Genomic DNA, 13,527 nt, shown 5'->3' on the forward strand with positions numbered 1-13,527 from the left:
GGTGGGGAGCATCCGCCGCGAAGCGGCGGGACAGTGCGCCGAGGCCGAGGGGGCACGGGTTCTCCGGGCGGAACAGCCGCCAGGCCGGTGGCGTCGCAGCCCCTCGCCAGGGCCAGAGGGGCGTGATGGACCCTGGGCGCTCACCCGTCCGTTCAGCCCCGGACGCGGGGTGCACGGGCGGCGGGGGTGGGGGACAGCCGCGCGACGCGGAGCCGCGCGGTGGCCGAACCGGACGCCCCGCCCCAGCGGGGGGAAAAAACCGCGAGCCCCCGCTCCGCGGCGGACGGAGCGGGGGCTGGGGAGAGCGGCCGGGGGTCGCGGGCTACAGCCCGTACTTCGCCCGAGCCTCCTTCACCGCGGACGCCGGCACCTCGCCGCGCCGCGCCAGCTGGGCCAGGGCCGCCACCACGATCGACTCCGCGTCGACGCCGAAGTGGCGCCGCGCCGCGTCACGCGTGTCGGAGAGGCCGAAGCCGTCCGCGCCGAGCGAGGAGTAGTCCTGCTCGACCCACTGGGCGATCTGGTCCGGGACCTGGCGCATGTAGTCGGAGACGGCGAGGACCGGGCCCTGCGCGCCTTCGAGGGCCTGGCGGACGTACGGCGTGCGCTCCTCGCCGCGCAGCAGTGCCTCGTCCGCCTCCAGGGCGTCGCGGCGCAGCTCGGTCCAGGAGGTGGCGGACCACACGTCCGCGGCCACGCCCCACTCCTCGGCCAGCATCTTCTGCGCGGCCAGGGTCCAGTGGATGGCCGTGCCGGAGCCGAGGAGCTGGACGCGCGCGGCGTCGGCGGCGGGGGACAGGCCCGCGGACTCCGCCGTGTTGAAGCGGTAGAGGCCGCGCACGATGCCCTCGTCGACTCCCGCGGGCTTCGCGGGCTGCGGCATGGGCTCGTTGTAGACGGTGAGGTAGTAGAAGACGTTCTGGTCCTCGCCCGGAGCCGCCTCGCCGTACATCCGGCGCAGACCGTCCTTGACGATCGCGGCGACCTCGTACGCGAACGCCGGGTCGTAGGAGAGCGCCGCCGGGTTCGTCGCGGCGATCACCGGCGAGTGGCCGTCGGCGTGCTGCAGGCCCTCGCCCGTCAGCGTCGTACGGCCGGCCGTGGCGCCGACGAGGAAGCCGCGGCCGAGCTGGTCGCCGAGCTGCCACATCTGGTCGGCGGTGCGCTGCCAGCCGAACATCGAGTAGAAGATGTAGAACGGGATCATCACTTCGCCGTGCGTCGCGTACGACGTCGACGCGGCGATGAAGTCCGCCATGGAACCGGCCTCGGTGATCCCCTCGTTGAGGATCTGGCCGTCCTTGGCCTCCTTGTAGTACATCAGCTGGTCGCGGTCGACCGGCTCGTACGTCTGGCCCTTCGGCGAGTAGATGCCGAGGGACGGGAAGAGGCTCTCCATGCCGAAGGTGCGCGCCTCGTCGGGGACGATCGGCACCCAGCGCTTGCCGGACTCCTTGTCGCGTACGAGGTCCTTGACCAGGCGTACGAACGCCATGGTCGTGGCGATCGACTGCGAGCCCGAGCCCTTGTCGAAGGACGCGAACGCCTTGTCGGCCGGGGCGGGCAGCGGGGCCAGCGGCTGCGTGCGGCGGGCCGGGGCCGGGCCGCCGAGGGCCGCGCGGCGCTCCTGGAGGTAGCGGACCTCGGGGGAGTCGGCGCCGGGGTGGCCGTAGGGCACCTGGCCGTCGACGAACGCGCTGTCCGGGATCGGCAGGCCGAGCAGGTCCCGCATGTCCTTGAACTCGTCCACCGACAGCTTCTTCATCTGGTGGTTGGCGTTCTTGGACGCGAAGCCCTTGCCGAGGGTGAAGCCCTTGACGGTCTGCGCGAGGATCACGGTCGGCGCGCCCTTGTGGGTGAGCGCCGCACGGTAGGCCGCGTAGACCTTGCGGGCCTCGTGGCCGCCGCGCGAGAGGTGGAAGCACTCGCTGATCTTGTCGTCGCTGAGCAGCTTGCCCAGCTCGACGAGCGAGGGCTCGGAGCCGAAGAAGTGCTCGCGGATGTAGGCGGCGTCGCGCGTCGCGTACGTCTGGAACTGCGCGTCCGGCACCTCGCGGAGGCGGCGGACCAGGGCGCCCGTGGTGTCGAGCCGGAACAGCTCGTCCCAGGCGTTGCCCCACAGGACCTTGATGACGTTCCAGCCGGCGCCGCGGAACTGGGCCTCCAGCTCCTGCACCACGCGGAAGTTGGCGCGGACCGGGCCGTCGAGGCGCTGCAGGTTGCAGTTGATGACGTAGGTGAGGTTGTCCAGACCCTCACGCGCGGCCAGTGCGAGGGCCGCCGTCGACTCGGGCTCGTCCATCTCGCCGTCACCGAGGAACGCCCACACGTGCGAGGCGGAGACGTCCTTGATGCCGCGGTTGGTGAGGTAGCGGTTGAAGCGCGCCTGGTAGATCGCCGACAGCGGGCCGAGGCCCATGGAGACCGTCGGGAACTCCCACAGCCAGGGCAGGCGGCGCGGGTGCGGGTAGGACGGCAGGCCGTTGCCGCCCGCCTCCTGCCGGAAGTTGTCGAGCTGCGTCTCGTTCAGACGGCCGTCGAGGAAGGCGCGGGCGTAGATGCCGGGGGAGGCGTGGCCCTGGATGTAGAGCTGGTCGCCGGAGCCGGGGGCGTCCTGGGCTTCCTTGCCCTTGAAGAAGTGGTTGAAGCCCGTCTCGTAGAGCCAGGCGGCGGAGGCGAAGGTGGCGATGTGGCCGCCGACGCCGTGCTTGGAGCCGCGGGTGACCATCGCGGCCGCGTTCCAGCGGTTCCACGCGGTGATCTTCCGCTCCATCTCCTCGTCACCGTCGACAGCCGGCTCCGCGGAGGTGGGGATGGTGTTGACGTAGTCCGTTTCGAGGAGCTTGGGCAGCGCCAGGCCCGCGCCCTCGGCACGCTCCAGCGTGCGGCGCATCAGGTACGCGGCACGGTGCGGCCCGGCCGCCTGGGTAACGGCGTCCAGGGAGGCCTGCCATTCGGCGGTCTCCTCGGGGTCGCGGTCCGGGAGCTGGTCGAGCTCGCTCGGCTGGATTGCGGAGGGGTCGGTCATTGCGCCGCCTTCCTGAGTCGGAGGGGGTCCCCTGTTCGGTAAGGGGTGGGGGTGCCGTGTCTGGCAGGACAGGGCGTGAGGCTCGGGTCAGAGCCCGTCGTCGACTGTAATCCCGTGATCGATGATCGATCAAAGCTTGAACGGCAAAATCTCTTCAGATGAAGAAAGTAGGCATTCGGTGCCATGAAAGTGGGCACCGGGTGCCTTCGATTTGAAGGATTCGCGCAGGTGGGAGCGCGTATGAGCGGCCTACGGGGATCATGAGCGGCCTGCGGGGGCCCCGGGCGCCCGGCGGAGTCGGAGATCAGGCGCGCGGCGCGCAGCCGAGGACGTGGGCCTTCACCAGCTCCGCGATGGCGGGATCGCGCTCCCGGAAGGCCGAGACCAGGGCCTCGTGCTCCTCCGCGTAGGACTGCTGGACCGTGCCGAGCCAGCGGATGGAGAGCGCGGTGAAGACCTCGATGCCGAGGCCCTCCCAGGTGTGCAGCAGCACCGAGTTGTTCGCCGCCCGCACCAGCTCGCGGTGGAAGGCGACCGTGTGCCGCACCTGTCCGGTGCCGTCGGCGGCGCGGTCGGCCTCGTACAGGGCCGCCACGTGCGGCTCCAGGGCCGAGCAGTCCTCGGCGAGGCGCTCGGCAGCCAGCTCGGCGGCGATCGCCTCCAGGCCCGCCCTGACCGGGTAGCTCTCCTCCAGGTCGGCCGCGGTCAGATTCCGCACCCGTACGCCCTTGTTGGGCGCGGACTCGATGAGCCGCAGCGTCTCCAGCTCGCGCAGCGCCTCGCGCACCGGGGTCTGCGAGACCTCCAGCTCCACGGCGATACGGCGCTCCACGATGCGCTCGCCCGGCTTCCAGCGCCCGCTGACGATCCCCTCCACGATGTGCTCGCGGATCTGGTCGCGCAGCGAGTGGACAACGGGCGCGGTCATGTGGGCTCCTCCGGCGGGGGCATCGGGACCCCAAGGGCGTGTGACCCCTAGACAATACGGCTGCGCCCCCGCCCGGAAGAGTCCGGACGGGGGCGTACGCGCTGATGAGACGAGTCTTACAACGCCTCGCGCGGCGGCGCTACAGGCCGAGTTCGACCTCGAACTCGCCGGCCTCCAGGATCGCCTTGACCGCGGTCAGGTAGCGGGCGGCGTCGGCGCCGTCCACCAGACGGTGGTCGTAGGAGAGCGACAGGTAGGTCATGTCACGCACCGCGATGGTCTCGCCGAGGTCGGGGTGGTTGATGACGACCGGGCGCTTGACGGTGGCGCCGATGCCGAGGATGGCGGCCTGGTTCGGCGGCACGATGACCGTGTCGAACAGGGCGCCGCGCGAACCGGTGTTGGAGATCGTGAAGGTGGCGCCGGACATGTCGTCCGGGGTGAGGCCACCGCCACGGGCCTTGCCGGCCAGCTCGGCGGTCTTCTTGGAGATGCCGGCGATGTTCAGGTCGCCCGCGCCCTTGATGACCGGCGTCATCAGCCCCTTCTCGGCGTCCACGGCGATGCCGATGTTCTCCGCGTCGAAGTAGGTGATGGTGCCTTCGTCGTCGTTGATCCGGGCGTTGATGACCGGGTGGGCCTTCAGCGCCTGGGCGGCGGCCTTGACGAAGAACGGCATCGGGGAGAGCTTGACGCCCTCACGGGCGGCGAAGGCGTCCTTGGCCTTGGCGCGCAGCTTCATCAGCTTGGTGATGTCGACCTCGACGACCGAGGTCAGCTGGGCCTGCGAGTGCAGGGCCTTCATCATGTTGTCGCCGATGACCTTGCGCATCCGGGTCATCTTGACGGTCTGACCGCGCAGCGGGGAGGCCTCCAGGGCCGGAGCCTTGGGCGCGGCCGGAGAGGCGGCGGCCGGGGCCGGAGCGGCCTTCTTGGCCTCGGCGGCGGCGATGACGTCCTGCTTGCGGATACGGCCGCCGACACCGGAACCGGTGACCTCGGAGAGGTTCACGCCGTTCTCGGAGGCCAGCTTGCGCACCAGCGGGGTGACGTAGGCGCCGTCGTCGGCCGGGGTGGCCTGGGCCGGGGCGGCGGGCGCGGCGGCAGCGGGCTGCGCCGGAGCCGGAGCCGCGGTCTGGGCCGGGGCCGCGGGCCGGGCCGGAGCCGGGGCGGCAGCGGCGGGCGCGGCCGGAGCGGCGGGGGCGGCAGCCGGAGCGGCGGGCTGGGCCGGGGCCGGAGCCTCCTGCTTCGGGGCCTCCTGCTGGGGGGCCTCCTGCTGCGCGGGGGCGGCCGGGGCCTCCTCCTTGGCCGGGGCCGGGGCGGCGCCGGGCGCGCCGATGACGGCGAGCTTGGCGCCGACCTCGGCGGACTCGTCCTCGGCCACGACGATCTCGAGCAGGACGCCCGCGACCGGCGAGGGGATCTCGGTGTCGACCTTGTCCGTCGAGACCTCAAGGAGGGGCTCGTCGGCCGCGACCTCCTCGCCGACCTCCTTCAGCCAGCGGGTGACGGTGCCCTCGGTGACGGACTCACCGAGCGCGGGCAGGGTGACCTCGGTGCCCTCGGCGGCGCCGCCGGACGGCGCGGGCGCCTCCTGCTGCGGGGCTTCCTGCTTGGGGGCCTCCTCCTGCGCGGGAGCGGCCGGGGCCTCCTCCTGCGCGGGGGCGGCCGGGGCCTCGGCCTGCGCCGGGGCGGCCGAGCCGCCCGCGTCGCCGGAACCGTCGTCGATGACGGCCAGCTCGGCGCCGACCTCGACGGTCTCGTCCTCGGCGACCTTGATCGAGGCCAGGATGCCCGCGGCCGGGGAGGGGATCTCGGTGTCGACCTTGTCGGTCGAGACCTCGAGCAGCGGCTCGTCGGCCTCGACGCGCTCGCCTTCGGCCTTCAGCCAACGGGTGACAGTGCCCTCGGTGACGCTCTCGCCGAGCGCCGGAAGGGATACGGAAACCGCCATGGTTTCAGTTGCTCCTTACAAAAGATTGGGGCCTCCCCCGCTCGAACCGTAGCCGAGAGCCCGGGGAAGGAAGTCTGGTCGTCGTCTCGTCGCGCCCGCTGACCGCAGGTCAGTCGTGGGAGTGCAGCGGCTTGCCCGCCAGGGCCAGGTGGGCCTCGCCGAGCGCCTCGTTCTGCGTGGGGTGGGCGTGGATGAGCTGGGCGACCTCGGCCGGCAGCGCTTCCCAGTTGTAGATCAGCTGCGCCTCGCCGACCTGCTCGCCCATGCGGTCGCCCACCATGTGGACGCCCACCACGGCACCGTCCTTGACCTGGACGAGCTTGATCTCGCCCGCGGTCTTGAGGATCTTGCTCTTGCCGTTGCCCGCGAGGTTGTACTTGAGGGCGACGACCTTGTCGGCGCCGTAGATCTCCTTGGCCTTGGCCTCGGTGATGCCGACGGAGGCGACCTCGGGGTGGCAGTACGTCACCCGGGGCACGCCGTCGTAGTCGACCGGGACGGGCTTGAGACCGGCCAGACGCTCCGCCACCAGCATGCCCTCGGCGAAGCCGACGTGCGCGAGCTGGAGGGTCGGGACCAGGTCACCCACGGCCGAGATGGTCGGGACGTTGGTCTGCATGTACTCGTCGACCAGGACGTAGCCGCGGTCCATGGCGACGCCCTGCTCCTCGTACCCGAGGCCCTGGGAGACCGGGCCGCGGCCGATGGCGACCAGGAGGACCTCGGCCTCGAAGGTCTTGCCGTCGGCGAGGGTCACGCGGACGCCGTCCTGCGTGTACTCGGCCTTCTCGAAGAACGTGCCGAGGTTGAACTTGATGCCGCGCTTGCGGAACGCGCGCTCAAGAAGCTTGGAGCTGTTCTCGTCCTCCACGGGCACGAGGTGCTTGAGGCCCTCGATGACCGTGACGTCGGCCCCGAAGGACTTCCACGCCGAGGCGAACTCGACGCCGATGACGCCGCCGCCCAGGATGATCGCGGACTTCGGCACCCGGTCCAGGGTCAGGCCGTGGTCCGAGGAGATGATGCGGTTGCCGTCGATCTCCAGGCCCGGGAGCGACTTCGGCACGGAGCCGGTCGCCAGCAGGACGTGGCGGCCCTGGACGCGCTGCCCGTTCACGTCCACGGAGGTCGGCGACGAGAGCTTGCCCTCGCCCTCGATGTACGTCACCTTGCGGGAGGCGACGAGCCCCTGCAGGCCCTTGTACAGGCCCGAGATCACGTCGTCCTTGTACTTGTGGACGGCCGCCATGTCGATGCCCTCGAAGGTGGCCTTCACGCCGAACTGGTCGGCCTCGCGCGCCTGGTCGGCGATCTCGCCGGCGTGCAGCAGCGCCTTCGTGGGGATGCAGCCGTTGTGCAGGCAGGTGCCGCCGAGCTTGTTCTTCTCGATCAGGGCGACGTCCAGGCCCAGCTGCGCTCCGCGCAGCGCCGCGGCGTAACCGCCGCTACCGCCGCCGAGGATCACTAGGTCGAAAACGGTGCTGGCGTCGTTCGCCACGTCACGTCCTCCATGCATGTGCGCCGTACGCCGGACCCCTTTTCGCGGGGGACGACCGGTCGGTCGGCTGGTATTCGGCCGCTCTTGTTTCGGCCCTGTGGTGGGGGCCCTGTCCTGCCGGGAACCCATCTTCGCACTTGTCGGCGCGGGACGGGACGCCGGGCCGGGCTGTGAGACACCCCACTGCCCCGTCGGCGGCCCCGTTCACACGGACGGACATGCGGATTTCGTCGAGGGCGAAATCGCGCGCGTGCGAAGAACGGGGCCCCGGACGACGCACGTCCGGGGCCCGCGTCGGGTGTGTCCCGCTCAGCCCAGGTCGCCCGCGGCGGTGCGCTCGGCGAGGCGGACCAGGGTGCGGACCGCGCTGCCGGTGCCGCCCTTGGGGGTGTAGCCGTACGGCGCGCCCTCGTGGAAGGCCGGGCCCGCGACGTCGAGGTGGGCCCAGACGATGCCCTCGCCCACGAACTCCTGGAGGAAGAGGCCCGCGACCAGGCCGCCGCCCATCCGGTCGCCGATGTTGGCGATGTCGGCGGTCGGCGAGTCCATGCCCTTGCGCAGGTCGGCGAGGAGCGGCATCGGCCACGACGCCTCGCCGACCTCCTCGGCGATCTCGTGGACCGACGTACGGAAGGCGTCGTCGTTGGACATGATGCCGAAGGTGCGGTTGCCGAGCGCCACCATCATGGCGCCGGTCAGGGTCGCCACGTCGACGATCGCGTCGGGCTGCTCCTCGGAGGCCTTGGCGATGGCGTCGGCGAGGACGAGCCGGCCCTCGGCGTCGGTGTTCAGGACCTCGACGGTCTTGCCGCTGTACATCCGCAGGACGTCGCCGGGGCGGGTCGCGGAGCCGGACGGCATGTTCTCGGCGAGCGCCAGCCAGCCGGTGACGTTCACCTCCAGGCCGAGGCGCGCGGCGGCGACCACGGCGGCGAAGACGGCCGCGGCGCCGGCCATGTCGCACTTCATGGTCTCGTTGTGGCCGGCGGGCTTCAGCGAGATGCCGCCCGAGTCGTACGTGATGCCCTTGCCGACGAAGGCGAGGTGCTTCTTGGCCTTGGAGTGGGTGTACGAGAGCTTCACCAGGCGCGGCGGGGCCTCCGAGCCCGCGCCGACGCCGAGGATGCCGCCGTAGCCGCCCTTGGTGAGCGCCTTCTCGTCGAGCACCTGGACCTTGATGCCGTGCTCCTTGGCGGCCGCGGTGGCGACGGCGGCGAAGGCCTCGGGGTCGAGGTCGTTCGGCGGGGTGTTGACGAGGTCACGGGCGCGGTTGAGCTCCTCGGCGACCGCGACGGCGCGCTCCAGCTCGGCCTTGTAGGCCTTGTCGCGCGGCTTGCCGCCGAGCAGGGCGATCTCGGCGAGCGGCGCCTTGGCGTCCTTGCCGTTCTTCTTGCCCTTGGTCTCGCCGGCGTCCTTGTACGCGGTGAAGGAGTAGGCGCCGAGCAGCGCGCCCTCCGCCAGGGCGCCGATGTCCTCGGCGTCCTCGACGGGCAGCGCGAACGCGGCCTTCTTCGAACCGGTCAGGGCGCGCGCGGCGACACCGGCGGCGCGGCGCAGGGCGTCGGCGCCGTACGTCTCGTCCTTCTCCGGGACCTCGCCGAGGCCGACCGCGACGACGACCGGCGCCTTGAAGCCGGAGGGGGCGGGCAGCTTCGTCACCTCGCCCTCGCCGCCCGTGGCGCCGAGGGTCTCCAGGACGGACGCGAGCTTGCCGTCGTACGCCTTGTCCACGGACTCGGCGCCGGGCGCGACGACCAGGGCCCCCTTGGAACCCGAGCCCTTGGCGACACCGACGACGATCGCGTCGGCACGCAGGCCGGGCGCGGCGGCGGTGCTGAGAGTCAGAGCAGTCACGGTGGTGAGGTCCTCTTTCGGTGAGTTTCGACGGGCTGTGGGGTGGTGAGCCCGTCGCGAGCCTACGCCCGTGAACGCTGCGGTGCGCATCACTGTGTGTATTCGGCACGCTGTCGGGCGCTCCGGAGCCCCGTCCGACGGGGCGTCAGCCGAGCGCGAGCACCACGAGGGCGGCCGTGGCGGCCGCCTCCGCGAGGCCGCCGAAGACGTCTCCGGTGACGCCGCCGAAGCGTCGTACGCAGTGGCGCAGGAGCAGTTCGGCGGCCAGCGCGGCGACGCCGACGGCGACCGCCGCCCGCGCGATGCCGTGCGGGCCCTCCAGCGCCCCGAGCGCCGCCGCCCCGCACACGACGGCCGCGGCCACGAGCAGCGCCGCGCCGCGCGGCACCACCCCGGCGACGGCGGCGCCGAGCCCCTCGGGGCGGGCCGGCGGCACCCCGGCGCGGGCGGCCAGGGTGAGGGCGAGGCGGGCCGCGGTGGCCGAGACGACGGCGGCGACGGCGCCGCGGGTCCACGACGCGTCGTAGAGCTGGAAGAGGACGGCGACCTGGGCGAGCAGCACCAGGAGCAGGGTGATGACGCCGAAGGGGCCGATGTCGGACTGCTTCATGATCCGCAGCGCGTCCTCGGCGGGCTTCGCGCTGCCGAGGCCGTCGGCGGTGTCCGCGAGTCCGTCGAGATGGAGGCCCCGGGTCAGGGCCGCGGGGGTGGCGGCGGTCGCGACGGCGGCCAGGAGCGGGCCGGAGCCGAGCGCCGTCAGGGCGCCGCCGACGCCCGCCGCGCAGAGGCCGACCACCAGGCCCGCGAGGGGAGCGCACTGCATGCCGCTGCGGGCGGCTTCGCGGTCCCAGCGGGTGACCTCGACGGGGAGCGCGGTGAGAGTGCCGAAGGCGAAGCGTATGCCGTCGGCGGGGGAGGTTCGTGACACCGGCGAAGGCTACCCCGATGGGTCCGCCCGGCCTGCGGGCCGCCCGACGGGGCCGGAGGATGGCCGTATGAGCGTCTGGTGGGCCGCGTGAGCGACTGGTGGTACCGGAACGTCGTCGAGCCGGGGAAGCTGCCGCTGCTGCTCGCGCTGGTCTCGTTCGTGGGGGCGTTCCTGGTCACCCGGACCGTCACGCGGCTCATCCGGGCGGGCAAGGGGCCGTTCCGGGACATCAGCACGGGCTCCGTGCACGTCCACCACGTCGTCCCCGGCGTCTTCCTGATGCTGGTCGGCGGGTTCTGGGCGGTGGGCGCGGGGCGGCACGGCGCCGGGTCCGCGTACGCCGCCGTGATCTTCGGCGTGGGCGCCGGGCTCGTGCTCGACGAGTTCGCGCTGATCCTCTACCTCGACGACGTGTACTGGAGCGAGCAGGGCCGCAAGAGCGTGGAGGTCGTCATGCTCACGGCCGCCCTGGTCCTGCTCGTCCTCACCGGCTTCTCACCGCTCGGCGTCGACGACCTGGCGCCCGACGAGCGGCACGACCGGGCCCTGCTGGCGCTGAACACCGGCGTGAACTGCGCCTTCGCGCTGATCGCGCTCCTCAAGGGCAAGCTGCGGACCGCCCTGATCGGCACGGTCGTCCCGCTCGTCGCGCTGATCGGCGCGGTCCGTCTCGCCCGGCCCGGGTCGGCGTGGGCGCGGCGGTTCTACCGCCGCCGGCACCGGGCACGCGCGCGTGCGGCGCTGCGGGCCTTCCGGCACGACCGCCGCTGGGCGGGCCCGCGCCGCAGGGTTCAGGACTGGATCGGCGGCTTCTCGCCCGACGCGGGGTCCCCGCCGGGCCCGGAGCGCCCGCCGCCGCGGCGCCGGTGACGCGGTGGGCGGAGCGCGCAGAGCACGAGGACGGCCGCGATCGCCGCCAGGTGCTCCTTGCCCGCGAGGTTGTCCTTGACGGCCAGCTCGACGCCCATCAGGGCGGTCACCAGGGCCGCCGTGACGTACGCCCCGTACCGCCAGCACACGTACACGGCGAGGCCGACGACGGCGGCCGAAGGACCGGTGTCCACGACGTGCGCGTCGGAGCCGGGGAGCCCGAGCGGGTGGCCGGGGCCGAGGGCGATGCCCACGCGCGCGTAGAGCGTGCCGGCGAGGGTGGCGGCGTACCCGACGAGGAGCGTGCGCCGGCGGCCGAGGCAGATCTCGGAGACGCCGAGGACGAGCAGGATCTGCACGAGGGCGCCCCACACCGGCAGGTCGAGCGCGGGCACGAAGAGGGAGAGCGGGGTGCGCAGGAGCGCGAGCCACAGCGGGTCCTCGGCGCGCACCGAGCCGATGTCCTGCACGAACTGGTAGCCCCAGGGCCGGTTCTGCGCGTACTGCAGGAGCGCGGTGAGGCAGACCGCGGTGAGGGTCAGGGGCACGGCCCGCAGGCGCCGGGCGGCGAGCGCGTCCCGGAGGGTGGAGACGAGCGGCCCCCACTCGGCGCGGGCGTAGCGGGCCAGGGCGTTCATCGTCTCGACTCCAGATGCGTGCGGTGCGGCCGCCACCGGGTTCACGGCTGCGCCCGGACGAGGGGGACCCCCCTCGCCGGCCCCGGCGCTTCGAGGAACCCCTCCGCGCGGGCGGCGGCGATGCCGATGCGCGGCAGGTCGCCGCTCTTCTCGAAGAGGAGGAAGCGGGGTTCCCAGATGGGCCGGTACTTGGCGTTGGCGCGGTACAGGGACTCGATCTGCCACCACCGCGAGAAGAAGCCGAGCAGCGACCGCCACAGGCGCAGGACCGGTCCCGCACCGAGCCGGGAACCACGTTCGAAGACGGATCTGAACATCGCGAAGTTGAGTGAGACCTGCGTGATCCCGATCTCCGGGGCGCGCTGGAGGAGTTCGATGACCATGAACTCCATCAGGCCGTTCCCGGAGTCCCTGGCGCGGCGCATCAGGTCCAGGGAGAGCCCGTGCGGCCCCCAGGGCACGAAGGAGAGCACCGCCCGCAGCACGCCGTCCGCGTCCGTGCACTCGACCATCACGCACCGCCCGTCGGCCGGGTCGCCGAGCCGTCCGAGCGCCATGGAGAAGCCGCGCTCGGTGGCGCCGTCACGCCAGTCGTCGGCGCGTTCGACGAGGTACGCCATCTCGTCGGCCGGGATGTCCTCGTGCCGCCGGACGCGCACCTGGTAGCCCGCGCGCCGCACGCGGTTGTACGCCTGCCGGACGGTGCGCATGGCCCGTCCCTCCAGGGTGAAGTGCTCCTGCGGGGCCCCGCCCCGCGCGGCCGTGCAGACGATCGCCTCGTCCCCCAGTTCGAGGGCGTCGAGGCCGTGCCGCGCGTAGACGGTGCCCGCCTCCTCGCTCGCGCCCATCACGGCGGGCAGCCAGCCGTGCTCGCGGGCCTCGGCGAGCCACGGCTCGATCGCGCCGGGCCAGGCCTCCGGATCGCCGATGGGGTCGCCCGAGGCCAGCGAGACGCCGCCGACGACGCGGTAGGCGACGGCCGCCTTGCCGGTCGGCGACCACACGACGCTCTTCTCGCGGCGCAGCGCGAAGTAGCCGAGGGAGTCGCGCTCGCCGTGCCGGGCCAGCAGGGCGCGCAGCCGCTCCTCGTCGTCCTCGGTGAGCGGGTCGACGGCCCGGCGGGAGCGGAACGCCGCGTACAGGACGGCGCAGAGCAGCAGGGTGCTCAGGATGTTGACGCAGACGTTGGCCCAGCCCGGCGTGGTGATGCCCGCGAAGCGCTCGTCGTCGGCGGCGAGCGAGACCAGGCGCATGGTGCCGTAGCGCCAGCGGTCGAGGAAGGACGAGCGGTGGCCGTCGTGCGCGCGGTTGGTGGCGGTGACGAGCAGCGTCGCGAGCAGCGAGGTCACCAGGAGCCCGCCGACCGCGACGACCGAGGCCAGCGCAGGGTTGGCGCGGTCGCCCTTCGCGTAGAACTCGCGGCGTCCGAGGAGCAGCGCGGCCACGAAGGCGGCGGTCAGGACGAGCGAGATCCAGTTCTGCGCGTGCGCCCGGATCTCGGGGAAGAGCATCGCGAAGGCGAAGAGCAGCAGGAAGAGGCCGCTGAGGACGAGGTTGAGGATCCACGCGGCGCGCTTGCGGCGCCGCATGGTGATCGCCAGGAACAGCGTGAACGCCCCGGAGGCGAAGCCCGCGGTCAGCAGGTACGGGGTGAAGTAGTTCTCCGTGTTGTGCTGCCGCAGGTCCTGCCCGAGGGAGACCCACACCGCGCTCAGGAAGTTGACGAACGTGACGGCGCGGAGGTACCAGACGGTGAAACCGGCGGCCCGGCGCTGTGTGACGGTGCGTGGCCGCCGCCCGGTGGCCGCCTGGTCATCTCCCATGCCGCT

9 protein-coding genes are annotated in these 13,527 nt (G+C 72.7%); 1 reads left to right on the forward strand and 8 read right to left on the reverse strand.

Annotated features, from left to right (window positions below; translation table 11 throughout):
- Positions 1-322: 322 nt before the first annotated feature.
- The 6 genes from aceE to DCW30_RS32150 all read right to left on the reverse strand — a co-directional run bounded on the left by aceE (position 323) and on the right by DCW30_RS32150 (position 10,190).
- Positions 323-3,028 (reverse strand): pyruvate dehydrogenase (acetyl-transferring), homodimeric type, encoded by a 2,706-nt coding sequence (gene aceE / locus DCW30_RS32125; RefSeq protein ID WP_076686679.1) that lies wholly within the window; start codon positions 3,026-3,028, stop codon positions 323-325.
- A gap of 304 nt (positions 3,029-3,332) precedes the next feature.
- Positions 3,333-3,956 carry a GntR family transcriptional regulator gene (locus DCW30_RS32130; protein ID WP_062780997.1) on the reverse strand — a complete coding sequence of 208 codons (624 nt, stop codon included), beginning with the start codon at positions 3,954-3,956 and terminating at the stop codon, positions 3,333-3,335.
- Positions 3,957-4,095: 139 nt separating this feature from the next.
- Positions 4,096-5,910, reverse strand: coding sequence for a 2-oxoglutarate dehydrogenase, E2 component, dihydrolipoamide succinyltransferase (gene sucB / locus DCW30_RS32135; RefSeq protein WP_076686680.1), 1,815 nt, complete (start codon positions 5,908-5,910; stop codon positions 4,096-4,098).
- 109 nt (positions 5,911-6,019) lie between these two features.
- Positions 6,020-7,408, reverse strand: a complete 1,389-nt coding sequence (gene lpdA / locus DCW30_RS32140) for a dihydrolipoyl dehydrogenase (protein WP_055528395.1) — start codon at positions 7,406-7,408, stop codon at positions 6,020-6,022.
- A gap of 309 nt (positions 7,409-7,717) precedes the next feature.
- Positions 7,718-9,262, reverse strand: a complete 1,545-nt coding sequence (locus DCW30_RS32145) for a leucyl aminopeptidase (protein WP_076686681.1) — start codon at positions 9,260-9,262, stop codon at positions 7,718-7,720.
- Between the two features lie 145 nt (positions 9,263-9,407).
- Entirely contained in the window at positions 9,408-10,190 is a 783-nt protein-coding gene (locus DCW30_RS32150) for an adenosylcobinamide-GDP ribazoletransferase (protein WP_076686682.1), read from the reverse strand.
- Between the two features lie 87 nt (positions 10,191-10,277).
- Here DCW30_RS32150 and DCW30_RS32155 point away from each other — a divergent pair, with 87 nt between their 5' ends.
- On the forward strand, positions 10,278-11,060 hold the full coding sequence (locus DCW30_RS32155; protein ID WP_076689415.1) for a hypothetical protein: 783 nt from the start codon (positions 10,278-10,280) through the stop codon (positions 11,058-11,060).
- Here the strand turns inward: DCW30_RS32155 and DCW30_RS37120 are convergent.
- The gene (locus tag DCW30_RS37120) at positions 10,982-11,698 is read right to left on the reverse strand and encodes an MDR/zinc-dependent alcohol dehydrogenase-like family protein (protein ID WP_205576623.1); all 717 of its coding nucleotides are present in this window, start codon (positions 11,696-11,698) and stop codon (positions 10,982-10,984) included. The two genes, DCW30_RS32155 and DCW30_RS37120, sit on opposite strands and share 79 nt — an antisense overlap.
- Before the next feature lie 41 nt (positions 11,699-11,739).
- Complete coding sequence (locus DCW30_RS32165; protein WP_076686683.1) at positions 11,740-13,521, reverse strand: phosphatidylglycerol lysyltransferase domain-containing protein; 1,782 nt, start codon at positions 13,519-13,521, stop codon at positions 11,740-11,742.
- Between the last annotated feature and the right edge of the window lie 6 nt (positions 13,522-13,527).

The sequence above is a fragment of the Streptomyces alfalfae genome (assembly GCF_004127445.1).
In the GTDB taxonomy this organism is placed as follows: domain Bacteria; phylum Actinomycetota; class Actinomycetes; order Streptomycetales; family Streptomycetaceae; genus Streptomyces; species Streptomyces alfalfae.